Source organism: Azospirillum sp. 11R-A (assembly GCF_049472615.1).
Classification (GTDB): Bacteria; Pseudomonadota; Alphaproteobacteria; order Azospirillales; family Azospirillaceae; genus Azospirillum; species Azospirillum palustre.
Genome location: NZ_JBCEBL010000020.1, coordinates 123,068 through 137,695, shown reverse-complemented (window position 1 = coordinate 137,695; position 14,628 = coordinate 123,068). Strand labels below are relative to the sequence as shown.

The following is a 14,628-nucleotide window of genomic DNA, read 5'->3' as shown; positions in this document are numbered from 1 at the left end:
CAAACTCTCAGGTTCAGATCGTGACCGAAGCCACGACTGACAGGACCGCCGTAGCAACGGCTACCAACTGCCGCCGCCTGCGCATCCCTTCTCACAACACGGTATAAACTTGTCAAAGAGCCCGCAACGCTGATACGCGTCGCACCGGTCGCTCTTCCGCATCCCCTTTTCGGAGAGGATCGGATCGGAATGACCGGAGAATTTCGGTCGAAGCCGGAAGATCAAAACCGCTAAGTCGCTGTTTTCTCTTCCGTTTCTGCCACCGCCGCCGCGCCTCAATCAGCGCCCCGCCGTCGGTGGAGCGGTTTATAGGCGCCCTCCCCCAAACCGCGCAAGCGCTTTTTTCATCGCTCCGTCATTTTTTCGGCAGCGTCATTTTTCGCAGGCGCGGCCGATGGCGCGATCCGTAGAGTGGCTCATCGTTTCGTTGCGAGCGCAGGACCATGCGGAGCTTCCGTCTTCTCCACACCGCCGACTGGCATCTGGGCCAGACCCTGCACGGGATTCCCCGCGATGCCGAGCATGCCTGCTTCCTCGACTGGCTGATCGACCGCATCGGCGAGCATCGGGTGGATGCGCTGGTGATCGCCGGCGATGTGTTCGACGGGCAGAACCCGCCGATCCCGGCCCTTGCGCTCTTCTACAGGTTCGTTGCGCGGGCGAAGGCGCAGCACCCGCGGCTCGACATCGTGGTGGTCGCCGGCAACCATGACAGCGCCAGCCGTCTGGAGGCCCCTTCGCCGCTGATGACCGAAATGGGTGTGCGGGTGATCGGCACCCTGCCCGCTTCCGCCGCCGGGATGTTCGACCCGTCGCCGCTGATCGTGCCGCTGCACGACGCCGATGGCACCGTCGCGGCCCGCTGTGTCGCCATGCCCTATCTGCGGCCGTCCGACCTGCCGGCGGTCGAGGAGGCCGAGGACATCGATCCGCTGATCGAAGGGGTGCGGCGGCTCTATAGCCAAGCCTGGAGCGGTGGGCGGGAGCGCTGCGGCCGGAGTGAGGCGCTGATCCTGACCGGACATTGCTATATGCGCGGCGGTGCCCTGTCCGAGTTGAGCGAACGCAAGATCCTGGGCGGCAACCTGCATGCCCTGCCGGTCGACATCTTCCCGGACGATGCCGCTTATGTGGCGCTCGGCCACCTGCACCGGGCGCAGGCGGTCGGCGGGCGCGAGGCGGTGCGCTACAGCGGATCGCCGATCCCGCTGGCGCTGGACGAGCAGCCCTATCCCCATCAGGTGGTGCTGACCGAGTTCGCGGGCGGCCGGCTGGTCGGGCATGAGGCGTTGCGGGTGCCGCGCCATGTCGCGATCCACCGGGTCAGCGAAGCCAGTCCGGAGGCGGCGCTCGACAGGCTGAAGCGGCTGGAGCTGGACAACGGCCTGCCGCGCGATGCCTGGCCTTTTCTGGAGGTGACGGTCACGCTGCCGGAACCGCGCCCCGCCCTGCGCGACGAGGTCGAGGCCCTGCTGGCCGGTCGGCCGGTGCGGCTGCTGAAGCTGGGGGTGCGGCTGACCGGCAGCGGCCAGACCCTGGCGGACAGCGCGCCGCCGGTCGATCTGGCATCGCTGGAGCCGGAGGAGGTTTTCCGCCGTCTCTACCGCCGCAGCCACGACGGCGATCCCGAACCGGACCTGATGGCGGCCTTCCATGAGCTGCTGACCGGCGTGCAGGAGACGATGTGATGCGGATTCTCGCGGTTCGCGGCGCCAACCTGACCAGCCTGGACGGCCCCTTCGCCATCGATTTCGACCGGGAGCCGCTGCGGCGGGCCGGGCTGTTCGCCATCACCGGGCCGACCGGCGCCGGCAAGAGCACCATCCTGGATGCCCTGTGCCTCGCCCTGTTCGACAGCATGCCACGGCTGCCGGAAGGGCGCGGCGAGATGCTGGGGCCGGAGGGCGATCCCAACAGCATCCGCACCACCGACGTGCGGACGATCCTGCGGCGCGGCGCGGGTTTCGGCTGGGCCGAGGTGGATTTCATCGGCATCGACGGCGAGGCCTATCGCGCCCGTTGGGAAGTGCGGCGAGCGCGGCAGAAGGCTCAGGGCGCTTTGCAGCAGCAGAGCATGTCGCTGAGCAGCCTGGACGGCGAACGCCGCTTTGGGGACGGCAAGAAGAGCGTGCTCGAGGAAATCGAGCGGCGGCTTGGGCTGAGCTTCGAACAGTTCCGGCGCGCGGTCCTGCTGGCCCAGGGCGACTTCGCCACCTTCCTGAAGGCGCCGCCGCGCGACCGCTCCGCCCTGCTGGAACTGCTGACGGGGACGGAGATTTACTCGCGCCTGTCGATTGCGGCACATGAGAGGGCGACTGCGGAAAAGCAGGCGCTCGACCGGCTGGTGACGCATGGCGGCGGCATCGGGGTGCTGGGCGACGACGACCGGACTGCCCTGCAAGCCGAGGCCGGCGAGGCGGCGAAGGCGGTGCGGAGCGGCGAACAGGCGTTGGCGCTCGCCCAGGCAGCTCTGGCTTGGCATGAGCGCGACAGCCAGCTCGCCGCGGCGGAAAGCAAGGCGGTCGCGGCGGCCGAAGCGGCGGAGCACGCGTGGAGCGACGCGGAGGAGCGGCGCAATGCGGCTGTCGCGCTGCGCGGGATGCAGCCGCTGCGGCCGGTGCTGGCGGATGCCGACCGCGCGCGCAACGAGGCGGCGGAGGCCGCGGCCGCAGTGGAGCGGTCGGAGACGGCCCTGGCCGCGGCACGGTTGGCGGTGGATGAGGCGACCGGCCGCCATGGCGAGGCCCGGCGCCGCTTCGAGGTGGCATGTGCCGGGCAGGCCAGGGCCGAGCCCGATCTCGACCGCGCGGTCGACCTGGATGGACGGATCGCAACCCTGACCGGCGAACAGGGGACCGCCGACGCGGCGGCGAAGGTCGCGGTCCAGCGCAGCATCGCGCTGCGGAAGGCAATGCAGGACATCGACGCCACGCTGTCCTCGGCCCGCAGCGATGCCGCGAGGTTGGAGGTCTGGCTGCGCGAGCAGGCTGGCTTCGCGGCGGTGGCCGGACAGTGGGAGCGCTGGGACCGGCTGCTGGCGCGCATCGTCGCCGATGGACGGAGCGGAAAGGCCGCCGCGCAGGAGCGCCAACGGCTGGAGCGGGAGCTTGCGGCGACCGAAGCCGCGGCAAGCACCATGGAAGGACGGCTGACCGAGGCGCGGGAGCGTTGCCGTTCGGCCGAGAAGGCGCTGGAAAACTTGCGCGGCATAACGGTGCCGTCGCTGGAGGAGGCGCGGCAAGCGCGGTCGGAGGCCGGACGACGACGCGACGGGCTGCTGGCGCTGCTGACCACCGGAGAGGCGCGGCAACGGCTGGAAGCCGAGCGCACCGCCGCGGACGGAGAGCGGCTGCGGCTGCTGGGAGAGGCGGAACGCGACGGAACGTCGGCGCGGGAGCTTGCCGAAAGCCGGGCCGGACGGCAGGCCGCGGTCGATGAGGCGGAGCGTACCCTGCAACGGCTGCTGCTGGCCCAGCGCGAGGATGTCGAAAGCCTGCGCGGCCGGCTGGCCGAAGGCGAGCCCTGCCCGGTCTGCGGATCGGCGGATCATCCCTGGGCGGGCGCGGGAGCGACGCCGCTGGGCCGGGTGACACGGGATCAGGAAACGCATCTTGCCGGATTGCGCGAGGCCCTGGCCGCGACGGTCGCCCGGCATGCGGCACTGGAAGCGGCGGAACTGGCGGCGCGCAAGGGGGCCGAAGCGCTGACCGCGCGGCTGTCGGCGATGGCGCGGGAGGCCGACGGGCTTGACGCGCGCTGGGCCGCGCAGGCGGCGGCCGTCGATTGGGAAGCCGGGGGCGGAACGCTCACCGACACACACACCGACATCCTCATGGCCATCCGCGGGCAAGTCGATGCGGTGGACCGCCGGATGGCCGCCATCGCACAGGATGAGGAGCAAGCGCTCGACCATCGACGGCGGCTGGATGCGGCGCAGCTGGAGCATCGGCGGCTGGAAACCGCGGCTGCCGGTCTGGCAAGCGAGTGCGAGGCGACCCGGCAGCGGCTGGCCGACGGTCGGCAGGCCCTGGCCCTGGCGGCGGCGGCGCTGGAGCGGGCGGAGGCCGACCGGGACTCCGCGCTGGCCGAGCTGGCTGACGGCCTGGCGGGAGAGGCCGGGTGGCAGGCGCTGCTGGAGCGGGACCCGGAGGGCTACCGGGCCGCTTTGGCAAGGCGGGTGAGCGACTATCGCGAGAAGAGCGACGGTCTGGCCCATGCCGCCCGCGAGGTCGAGCGGGCGAGCGGCGAGCGGGCGGTGCAGAGCGCCGAACGTGAGGCCGCGCAGCGGGCGGAGGACGAGGCGCGCAATCGGGCAGCCGATCTCGCCGGACGGCTTGCGGAGGCCCGGACGGCGCGCGGTGCCGTGCTGGGCGGACGGCCGGTGTCGGAGGTGCGCACCGCGCTGGCCGCGCAGAAGCATGAAGCCGAAGCCCTGGTCGAGAAGGCCACCTTCGCCCGGCAGGACGCCATCGCCCGACTGTCGGCCGCGGAACAGGAGCGGGAAACCCGCGGCGAGGCGGCAAGACGTTGCGTCGACAAGGCCAAGGCAGCCGGAGAACGGCTGGACCGTGCGGCCACCGGGCGCGGGGTCGGGTTGGAGGAGATCCGCCGGCTGCTGGCTGCGCCCGAAAGCGAGCTGGACGCGGAAGAGCTGGCGCTGGCGGTGCTGGAGCGCGCGCGCGGCGATGCCGCTCTGGTGGTCGCCGAACGGCGGCGTCAGCGCGGCGACCATCATGCCGCGGGTCGTCCGGCACAGAGCGTCGAGGAGGCTGGGGCTGCGGCGGAGCGCATCCGTGCAGTGCTGGAGCGCGACCGCGACCGCTTAGGCTCAGCGCGCGGACGGCTTGAGGCGGACGATGCCAACCGGCAGCGGCTGGCCGGGCTGATGGCGGACATCGAGGCGCGGCAGGCCCGTTGCGCGCTGTGGGGCAAGATGGCGCAGCTGATCGGTTCGTCGACCGGGCAGAAGATGCGCAATTTCGCCCAGAGCCTGAGCCTGGACCTGCTGCTGACCCATGCCAACCGGCATCTGGAGGATCTCGCCCGCCGCTACCGGCTGGAACGGGTGGCCGGGGCCGATCTGGAGATCCAGGTGGTCGACCGCGAAATGGGCGACGAGCGGCGCGGCGTGCACAGCCTGTCGGGCGGCGAACTGTTCCTGGTCTCGCTGGCCCTGGCGCTCGGGCTGTCGGCGATGGCGGCGGGGACCTCCGGCGGGATCGGCACGCTGTTCATCGACGAGGGGTTCGGCACGCTCGATCCCGACAGCCTGGACGTGGCGCTGTCCTGCCTGGAGGCGCTACAAGCCGGCGGGCGTCAGGTCGGCGTCATCAGCCACGTGCCGGCGATGGTCGAGCGCATCGGCACGCAGATCCGCGTGTTGCCGCTGGGCGGCGGGCGCAGCCGGGTGACGGTGCAGTCGGTCGCCGGAACGGCGCTGGGGCTGGCGATGGAGGAGGTGGAGGGGGTTTGAAGAGCAGGCGGCAGCCCCTCACCGCCCCCGCTTGGCCAGGAACGCCAGCCGTTCCAGCGTGTGGACATCCTGCTCGTTCTTCAGCAGCGCACCGCACAGCGGCGGGATCAGCGTGCGGGCATCCTTGGCGCGCAGGGTCTCCGGATCGACATCCTCGACCATCAGCAGCTTGATCCAGTCCAGCAGTTCCGAGGTGGAGGGCTTCTTCTTCAGGCCCGGAACCTCGCGCAGGTCATAGAAGAGGTTCAGCGCCTCGCGCAGCAGGGCCGACTTCAGGCCGGGATAATGAACCTCGACGATCCGCTCCATCGTCTCGCGCTCGGGGAAGCGGATGTAGTGGAAGAAGCAGCGGCGCAGGAAGGCGTCCGGCAGCTCCTTCTCGTTGTTGGAGGTGACGATGACGATGGGGCGCTTGGCCGCCTTGATCGTCTGGCGGGTCTCGTAGACGTGGAACTCCATGCGGTCGAGTTCCAGCAGCAGGTCGTTGGGAAACTCGATGTCGGCCTTGTCGATCTCGTCGATCAGCAGGACCGGCGACTCCGGCGCTTCGAAGGCTTCCCACAGCTTGCCGCGGACGATGTAGTTGGCGATGTCATGGACCTTCGCCTCGCCCAGCTGGCTGTCGCGCAGCCGGCTGACCGCATCGTATTCGTAGAGGCCCTGCTGCGCCTTGGTGGTCGATTTGACATGCCAGGACAGCAGCGGCTTGTTCAGCGCCCGGGCGATCTCCACCGCCAGCACCGTCTTGCCGGTGCCCGGTTCGCCCTTCACCAGAAGCGGCCGCTCCAGCGTTATGGCGGCGTTGACCGCCACCATCAGGTCGTCGGTGGCAACGTAGCGGTCGGTACCGGTGAAGCGCATGGACAGGCTCCCTCAAGCGAAGACGTTTCAGTCGACGATAAACAGGGTGGCGCCGATTTCGGTCGAGGATCGGTGCGGATGGTCGCCGAAATCGGAGACCTGATAGCTCATGCCGGCGGTCAGGACGAAGCGGCGGCCATCCTTCAGCTCGGTGATCAGCTCGCCGCTGACCACGAACAGCACATGGCCGCGGTCGCACCAATGGTCGGCCAGATAGCCCGGCGTGTATTCGACCAGCCGCACCCGCAATTCCCCGGAGTGGAAGCTGCGCCAGCGGGCAAGCCCGGTCTTGCCCGGATGTTCGGTAACGGGAACGGCGGACCAGTCGGTCACGGTGAAGGGAAGAGTCGGGAGTTCCATCGCCGGACCTTATCAAGACGGCACAAACAGAAAAACGGCCCCCGGAGCGAACCGGGGGCCGGGTATCGATGGGATCAGGAGGCCTTCCTGGCCGCAATCGCCTTTTCGATGGCCTCGATGGCCGCCGGCGCCAGCGAGGCGTCGGGGCCGCCGGCCTGCGCCATGTCCGGCCGGCCACCGCCGCCCTTGCCGCCCAGCGCCTCGGCGCCGACACGGACCAGATCGACGGCGCTGACGGTCGCGGTCAAATCGTCGGTCACGCCGATGACGATGGAGGCCTTGCCCTCGTTGGACGCGATCAGCACGACGACGCCGGAGCCGACCTGCTTCTTCAGCTCGTCGGCCATCGGCTTCAGGTCCTTGGCTGGCAGGCCTTCGACCACGCGGGCGGCCAGCTTGACGCCCGCCACATCCTTGGCCTCGTTGCCGCCGTCGGCCTTGGCGCCACCCCCCATCGCCACTTGGCGGCGCAGGTCGGCCAGTTCGCGTTCCATCTTGCGGCGTTCCTCGACCAGGACCGCCACACGGGCCGGAACCTCGTCGGGCTTGACCTTGAGGACGCTCGCCGCCTCGGTCAGCAGATGGTCGCGCTCGGACAGCCACGCCTTGGCGCCGGTGCCGGTCAGCGCCTCGATGCGGCGGACGCCGGCGGCGACGGCGCCTTCGGAGACGATCTTGAACACGCCGATGTCGCCGGTGCGGCGGACATGGGTGCCGCCGCACAGCTCGATGGAGTAGTCGCGATCCTGCTCGCCATGCCGGCCGCCCATCGAGACGACACGGACCTCATCGCCGTACTTCTCGCCGAACAGCGCCATGGCGCCCTGGGCGCGGGCCTCGTCCGGGGACATCAGGCGGGTGATGACCTCGCTGTTGGCGAGCACGCGGCGGTTCACCTCGTCCTCGATGGCGGCGATGTCGGCACCGGTCAGGCCGGTCGGCTGGCTGATGTCGAAGCGCAGCCGCTCCGGCGCCACCAGCGAGCCCTTCTGGGTGACATGGTCGCCCAGGCGATGGCGCAGCGCCTCGTGCAGCAGGTGGGTGGCGGAGTGGTTGGCGCGGATGGCGGAGCGGCGCTCGGTGTCCACGCGCAGTTCGACCACGTCGCCGACCTTGAGCGTGCCCTTGGTCACCGTGCCGACATGAGCCCACACGGCACCCAGCTTCTTCAGCGTGTCGGACACCGCGACCTCGGCCCCGCCGGCGGAGAAGATCACGCCGGCATCGCCGACCTGACCGCCCGATTCGCCGTAGAAGGGCGTCTGGTTGACGACGACCAGCACCTGATCGCCGATGCCGGCGGCCTCGACACGGGCATCGCCCTTGACGATGGCGGTCACCTTGCCCTCGGCGACTTCGGTGTCGTAGCCGAAGAACTCGGTGGCGCCCAGCTCGTCCTTGATCTCGTACCACAGCTTCTCGGTGCCGACCTCGCCCGAGCCGGCCCAGGACTCGCGGGCCTTGCGGCGCTGCTCGTCCATCGCCGCCTTGAAGCCGGCCTCGTCGACGCCACGGCCCTGGCCGCGCAGAACGTCCTGCGTCAGGTCGAGCGGGAAGCCGTAGGTGTCGTACAGCTTGAAGGCAACATCGCCGGCCAGCGGCTGGCCTTCGCCCAGATGGCCGACCTCGTCCTCCAGCAGGCGCAGGCCGCGCTCCAGCGTCTGCTTGAAGCGGGTCTCCTCCAGCTTCAGCGTCTCGACGATCAGGGCCCGGGCGCGGTTCAGCTCCGGATAGGCGTCGCCCATCTGCTGGATCAGCGCCGGGACCAGACGGTGCATCAGCGGCTCGCGCGCGCCGATCATGTGGGCGTGACGCATGGCGCGGCGCATGATGCGGCGCAGCACATAGCCGCGGCCCTCGTTCGACGGCAGCACGCCGTCGGCGATCAGGAAGGAGGTCGAGCGCAGATGGTCGGCGATGACGCGGTGCGACACGGCATGCGCGCCGTCCGGCGACGTCTTGGTCGCCTCGGCCGACGCCGTGATCAGCGCCCGCATCAGGTCGATGTCGTAGTTATCGTGCTTGCCTTGCAGGACGGCGGCCAGACGCTCAAGCCCCATGCCGGTGTCGATGGACGGCCTGGGCAGCGCCACCAGATTGTCCGGACCCAGCTGTTCATACTGCATGAACACGAGGTTCCAGATCTCGATGAAGCGGTCGCCGTCCTGGTCCGGGCTGCCCGGCGGGCCGCCGGCAATCGACGGGCCATGGTCGAAGAAGATCTCGGAGCAGGGGCCGCAGGGGCCGGTGTCGCCCATGCGCCAGAAATTGTCGTCGGTCGGGATGCGGATGATGCGGTCGTCCGACAGGCCGGCGACCTTGCGCCAGATGCCCGCCGCGTCCTCGTCGGAGGTGTGGACCGTCACCAGCAGCTTGTCGGCCGGCAGCCCGTATTCCTTGGTGATCAGGTTCCAGGCGAACGCGATGGCGTCGTCCTTGAAATAATCGCCGAAGGAGAAGTTCCCCAGCATCTCGAAGAAGGTGTGGTGCCGCGCGGTGTAGCCGACATTGTCGAGGTCGTTGTGCTTGCCGCCGGCGCGCACGCATTTCTGCGAGGTGGTCGCGCGCTTGTAGGGCCGCGTCTCGGCACCGGTGAAGACGTTCTTGAACTGGACCATGCCGGCGTTGGTGAACATCAGCGTCGGGTCGTTGCGCGGCACGAGCGGCGACGAATCGACCTTCTGATGGCCCTGCTTGGCGAAGAAATCCAGGAACGTGCGACGGATGTCGTTGGCGGTCTGCATACGGTCAAGGCTCCGGGTGCGCGGCTGAGGCCTTTTGTTGGCCGAACCGTGCTTTTAGCGCGAGAATGGCGGCATGTCCACGACGGACGGATTATTACCCTAGGTCACGGCAGGCATTTTGCCAGTGGCGAATTGCCCCTGGCAAAATGCTGCGGGCGCGTTGCCGCCGATCACTCGGCTTCCGCGGCGGCCCGTGCCTTTTCGATCCGGCGCCCGATGACGATCGCGATCTCGTAGAGCGCGATCAGCGGCAGCGCCAGACTGACCTGGCTGATCACGTCGGGCGGGGTCAGCACCGCGGCGGCGATGAAGGCGCCGACGATGGCGTAGCGGCGCTTGGACGCCAGGGCGTCGGTGCTGACGATGCCGACGCGGACCAGCAGGGTCAGCAGCACCGGCAGCTGGAAGGCGATGCCGAAGGCGAAGATCAGCGACATCACCAGATGCAGATATTCGCCAACGCGCGCCTCGAACTCGATGGGCAGGGCGTTGCTGCCGTCCGGGTGGAACTCGAAGCCCAGGAAGAAGCGCCAGGCCATCGGGAAGATGAAGTAATAGACGATGCCGGCACCGGTCAGGAACATCACCGGGGTGGCGATCAGGAAGGGCAGGAACGCCTTGCGCTCGTGCTTGTAGAGGCCGGGCGCCACGAACATCCAGATCTGGCTGGCGATCACCGGGAAGGAGATGAAGCAGCCGGCCCAGAACGCCACCTTCACATAGGTGAAGAAGGCTTCGGTCAGGCCGGTGTAGATCATCCGGCGCCCCTGCCCCGCCAGGATGTCGGCCAGCGGCTGGACCAGGAAATTGTAGATCTTGTCCGACACCGCATAGCACAGCAGGAAGGCGATCAGGATTGCGCCGATCGCCCACATCAGCCGGTTCCGCAGCTCGATCAGATGATCGATCAGCGGCATCTTGCTGTCTTCGAGTTCGTCCTGCTGCGTATCGCCGGTCATGGGCCGTCTTTGTCTTCAGGTCTGCTTGTCGGTCGGCTGGGCGGCGGCCACGACGTCCGGCCGCGGGGCCGGAGCGGGCTGCGGCACCGGGGCCGGCGGAGCGGGTTCGGTGGTGATCGGCGAGGTCGTGATCGGCGACGGAGCGCCGGCCGGCCCCACGCTGTCCGTCACGGCCGGAGCAGCCGGGGATGGAACCGGGGTCGGCGACTGGGGCAGGTCCGGTTCCGGCGTGCTGCCGGCATGGCCGTTCAGGCCCACATCGAATTCCTTGGCGTCGAAGGCCTTGCCCACCTCCCCCTTCGGGTCGATGGTGTCCTCCATCATCTTCTTGATGTTCAGGTCGCGGGTCTTCAGCGCTTCCTTGCGAAGCTCGTCCAACTCGGTTTCCCGCATCATGTCGTCGATGTGCGTCTGGAACTCGCGGGCGACGACCCGTGCCTTACGCACCCATTTGCCGAGCGTGAAGATCGCCTTGGGCAGATCCTTGGGTCCAATGACCACAAGGGCGATGACGGCGATCACCATCAGTTCGGACCAAGCGATGTCGAACATGTTCTTCCGGCTTCACGAATGCGGTGGGCAGGGTGGCGTGCGGTGCCCGGAGGGGCGGCCGCGCGCCTGCCGGTCAGCTGCGGACCGCCTCGTCCTTCTTGGCCGCGGCTTCGGCCGTGTTGGCCGGCTGGTTCGGAATGGTCTTGGCGTTGGCGCCGGGAGCGGCATCGTCGCTGTCGTCCTGCAACCCAGCCTTGAAGGACTTCACGCCCTTGGCAAGATCGCCCATCACCTTCGGCAGCTTACCGGCGCCGAACAGCAGAAGAACGATCAGAAGAACGATGATCCAGTGCCAGATGCTGAAAGAACCCATGGCGCGCCTATCACGTTTGAACGGCCTTTGCGGCGGGCCGGCACTATGGCAGAAAGGCCAGGGTGCCGCAACGTTCGCACCACCATCCTTAACCGGTTGTCATTGAGGTTTCACGGGAATTCGCGCGGACGCCGGAGAAAAACCGAGCCCCCGCCTGCGGCTTATGTCTCGTCGCCCGTCCCGAGCGCGCTGTCGTCGGCCGTCGCCCCCAGCCCCAGCAGCACCGGGCGGCTGTCCAGCAGGCCGGCGGCACGCAGGTCGTCGACGCTGGGCAGGTCGCGCAAGGTCTCCAGCCCGAAATGGTCGAGGAAATGGTCGGTGGTGATCCAGGTCAGCGGCCGGCCCGGCGTCTCCCGCCGCTTGCCCGGCCGGATCCAGCCATGCTCCATCAGCAGGTCCAGCGTGCCCTTGCTGGTCGCCACACCGCGGATGGATTCGATCTCGCCGCGGGTCACCGGCTGGTGGTAGGCGATGATCGCCAGCGTCTCGATGGCCGCGCGGGAGAGCTTGCGCGACACCTCCTCCTCGCGCCGCAGTTCCGGCGCCAGATCGACCGCGGTGCGGAAAGCCCAGCCGCCGCCGGTGCGCACCAGATTGACGCCGCGCGGGGCGTAATGGGCGCGCAGCTCCTCCAGCAGCAGGCCGACCTCCGGCCCGATGCGGCCGGCCAGCGTCTCCTCGTCCAGCGGCTCGCTTGAGGCGAACAGCAGGGCTTCCAGCAGGCGCAGCTTGCCGATGCGGGCCTCCGCCTCGTGGGCGTCGGTGACTTCCTTAATCATGCGATTGCGCTTCTTCCGAAATGTCGCCGTCCTGGGCACCGGCCGCCCGCCCGCGGACATAGAGCGGGGCGAAGGCGCCCTCCTGGCGCAGTTCCACCCGGCCGGCCTTGGCCAGTTCCAGCGTCGCGGCGAAATGCGCGGCGAGCGCCGAGCGGGTCAGCAGCCCGCCGCCCTCCCCGCCCGGCAGGAAGCTCGCCAGCGTCGCCCAGTCCGGCATGCGGCCCAGCAGCGAGGACAGGCGCCGCACCGCCTCCTCCATCGAGTAGAGGCGGACCGGGGCGATGTGCAGGACACCGGATTCCTTGCGGGCGCGCTGCTGGCCGTAGGCGCGCAGCAGGTCGAACAGCGTGACCTCGTAGACCGACTTGCGGCGCAGGTCCAAATCCTCCGGCGCGCCGCGCGGGTGGAGGTCGATGCCCAGCCGCGGGCGGGCGAACAGCTTTTCGGCGACACCCTTCATCGCTTCCAGCCGCTGGAGCTGGAAGGCGAGGGCGGCGGCCATGTCCTCGCCGGACGGCTCCTCCCCCTCCGGCTCGGGCAGCAGCAGCCGCGACTTCAGGTAGGCCAGCCACGCCGCCATCACCAGATAGTCGGCGGCCAGCTCCAGCCGCAATTTCCGCGCCTCCGCCACGAAGCGGAGATACTGGTCGGCCAGTTCCAGAATGGAGATGCGCGTCAGGTCGACCTTCTGGTCGCGCCCCAGCGCCAGCAACATGTCGAGCGGCCCCTCGAAGCCGTCCAGAACCAGCAACAGCTGTTCGGACGCCGACTCCTCCGCAACCTCGGGAGAGCCGGCCTCGCGCTCGGCCAGCAGATCGGCCATTCGATACCCTATCAGTCGTTGCCGGTCAGGACGCGGATGAAGTCGATCACCGCATCGACGGGCGGCCCCAGCACCCAATGCATGACGCTGAGGTCCATGCCAATCTGGCGCCCCAGCATCGGCAGCAGGAAGAAGGCCGCCATCAGGATCAGCAGCCCGAAGCGCTCCAGCTTCGCCAGCGGCACCGCCAGGACATCGGGCAGGATGCCGACCGCGACGCGACCGCCGTCCAGCGGCGGCAGCGGGATCAGGTTGAACACCATCAGGATGACGTTGACCAGGACCGACACCTCGGCGGCGGAGCGGATCCACAGCTCGATATAGCTGTTTTCCGGATTGACCAGCCGCCAGATCACCGCCGACGCCACCGCCAGCAGGAAGTTGGTCCCCGGACCGGCCAGCGCCACCCACACCATGTCGCGGCGCGGATGGTCCAGCCGGGCGAAATTGACCGGCACCGGTTTGGCCCAGCCGAAGACGAAGCCGGTGGTGAAATACATCAGCGCCGGCAGCAGCACCGTGCCGAACGGGTCGATGTGACGGATCGGGTTGAAGGTGACGCGCCCCAGCCGATAGGCGGTGTCGTCGCCCAGCCTCCAGGCGACGAAGCCGTGCGCCGCCTCATGCATGGTGATGGCGAGGATGGCCGGCAGGGCCACGGCCGTCACCTGGAAGATCCATTCCTCCATCGTCCGCTCCCGTCCGTCAGGTCTGCGCCGTGCCGAGAAGCTCGGCCAGCCGGTTCGTCAATGCCGCGATGTCCGCCGCCTCCGGCGCATGGCGCATCGCTTCCGCCCGCGCCCAGCGCTCCGCCGCCACCCCGCTCAGCAGCGGAACGGCGCCGAGGATCGACCGCATCTCGGCCAGATCGCCATTGCAGTGGAGCACGACATCCATGCCGGCCGCCAGCACCGCTTCGGCCCGCGTCCTTGGGTCGCCCCGCAGCGCGTTCATCGACAAATCGTCGCTGAACAGCAGGCCGCCGAAGCCGATGGACGGCCCGCGCACCACCTCGCGCACCACAATCGCCGAGGTGCTGGCGGGGGCGGTCGGGTCGATGGCCTTCAGCACCACATGCGCCACCATCGCCAGCGGCAGGTCGGCCAGCGCGCGGAAGGGGGCGAAGTCGGTCGCCTCCAGCGCGGCGCGGTCGGCCTCGACCACCGGCAGCTCGGCATGGCTGTCGGTAAAGGCGCGGCCATGGCCGGGGATGTGCTTGATCATTGGCAGCACCCCGCCGGCCAGCAGCCCGTCGGCGGTGGCGCGGGCGAGGTCGATCACCAGGGCGGGATCGCGCGAGAAGGCACGGTCGCCGATGATGTCGTGCGCGCCCTCCACCGGAACGTCGCAGACCGGCGCGCAATCCACCGTGATGCCGACCTCGGTCAACATATGGGCGAGCAGACGGCCGTTGATCCAGGCGGCTTCGCGCCCGGCGGCGGCATCGAGTTCGCCAAGCGCGCCGATCGCGCCCATCGGCGGATGGGCCGGCCAGTGCGGCGGGCGCATGCGCGCGACCCGGCCGCCTTCCTGGTCGATCAGGACCGGAGCGTCGGCCCGGCCGACGCTGGCGCGCAGATCGTCGACCAGCCGGCGCATCTGGTCACGGCTGTCGCAGTTGCGGCGAAAGAGGATGAAGCCGAGCGGATCGGCATCGCGGAAGAAGGCGGCCTCGTCGGCCGTCACCTCCAACCCGGCGCAGCCGAAGACGACCGCGCGCGGGTGGGAGACCTGGGGGGAACTCACAGACTCAAGTCCAACGGA

12 protein-coding genes are annotated in these 14,628 nt (G+C 69.2%); 2 read left to right on the top strand and 10 right to left on the bottom strand.

Features of this window, described 5'->3' with window-relative positions; genetic code table 11:
* Positions 1 to 443 precede the first annotated feature (443 nt).
* Both VH569_RS24115 and VH569_RS24110 read left to right on the top strand, forming a co-directional pair.
* Positions 444 to 1,688: an exonuclease SbcCD subunit D C-terminal domain-containing protein gene (locus VH569_RS24115; protein ID WP_423318546.1), complete on the top strand. Its 1,245-nt coding sequence runs from the start codon at positions 444 to 446 to the stop codon at positions 1,686 to 1,688.
* Positions 1,688 to 5,473 (top strand): AAA family ATPase, encoded by a 3,786-nt coding sequence (locus VH569_RS24110; RefSeq protein ID WP_423318544.1) that lies wholly within the window; start codon positions 1,688 to 1,690, stop codon positions 5,471 to 5,473. The genes VH569_RS24115 and VH569_RS24110 overlap by 1 nt, the downstream gene beginning before the upstream one ends.
* An 18-nt stretch (positions 5,474 to 5,491) precedes the next feature.
* On the opposite strand, the gene VH569_RS24105 is transcribed toward VH569_RS24110, so the two are convergent.
* The 10 genes from VH569_RS24105 to nagZ all read right to left on the bottom strand — a co-directional run bounded on the left by VH569_RS24105 (position 5,492) and on the right by nagZ (position 14,610).
* Entirely contained in the window at positions 5,492 to 6,334 is an 843-nt protein-coding gene (locus VH569_RS24105) for an AAA family ATPase (RefSeq protein ID WP_109050503.1), read from the bottom strand.
* Between the two features lie 27 nt (positions 6,335 to 6,361).
* Positions 6,362 to 6,694, bottom strand: a complete 333-nt coding sequence (locus VH569_RS24100; RefSeq protein ID WP_423318542.1) for a DHCW motif cupin fold protein — start codon at positions 6,692 to 6,694, stop codon at positions 6,362 to 6,364.
* 74 nt (positions 6,695 to 6,768) lie between these two features.
* Positions 6,769 to 9,438, bottom strand: coding sequence for an alanine--tRNA ligase (gene alaS, locus VH569_RS24095; RefSeq protein WP_423318540.1), 2,670 nt, complete (start codon positions 9,436 to 9,438; stop codon positions 6,769 to 6,771).
* 170 nt (positions 9,439 to 9,608) lie between these two features.
* Positions 9,609 to 10,397: a twin-arginine translocase subunit TatC gene (gene tatC, locus VH569_RS24090; RefSeq protein WP_098737622.1), complete on the bottom strand. Its 789-nt coding sequence runs from the start codon at positions 10,395 to 10,397 to the stop codon at positions 9,609 to 9,611.
* A gap of 15 nt (positions 10,398 to 10,412) precedes the next feature.
* The gene (tatB, locus tag VH569_RS24085; protein WP_423318537.1) at positions 10,413 to 10,949 is read right to left on the bottom strand and encodes a Sec-independent protein translocase protein TatB; all 537 of its coding nucleotides are present in this window, start codon (positions 10,947 to 10,949) and stop codon (positions 10,413 to 10,415) included.
* 73 nt (positions 10,950 to 11,022) lie between these two features.
* On the bottom strand, positions 11,023 to 11,262 hold the full coding sequence (locus VH569_RS24080; RefSeq protein WP_377810844.1) for a twin-arginine translocase TatA/TatE family subunit: 240 nt from the start codon (positions 11,260 to 11,262) through the stop codon (positions 11,023 to 11,025).
* 161 nt (positions 11,263 to 11,423) lie between these two features.
* The gene (scpB, locus tag VH569_RS24075) at positions 11,424 to 12,041 is read right to left on the bottom strand and encodes an SMC-Scp complex subunit ScpB (protein ID WP_376961065.1); all 618 of its coding nucleotides are present in this window, start codon (positions 12,039 to 12,041) and stop codon (positions 11,424 to 11,426) included.
* Positions 12,034 to 12,864: a segregation and condensation protein A gene (locus tag VH569_RS24070; protein ID WP_423318535.1), complete on the bottom strand. Its 831-nt coding sequence runs from the start codon at positions 12,862 to 12,864 to the stop codon at positions 12,034 to 12,036. Before VH569_RS24070 ends, scpB begins: the two co-directional genes overlap by 8 nt.
* 11 nt (positions 12,865 to 12,875) lie before the next feature.
* Entirely contained in the window at positions 12,876 to 13,553 is a 678-nt protein-coding gene (locus VH569_RS24065) for a site-2 protease family protein (RefSeq protein WP_109049774.1), read from the bottom strand.
* A 16-nt stretch (positions 13,554 to 13,569) separates the two neighbouring features.
* Positions 13,570 to 14,610, bottom strand: coding sequence for a beta-N-acetylhexosaminidase (gene nagZ / locus VH569_RS24060; protein WP_423318534.1), 1,041 nt, complete (start codon positions 14,608 to 14,610; stop codon positions 13,570 to 13,572).
* Positions 14,611 to 14,628: the final 18 nt, after the last annotated feature.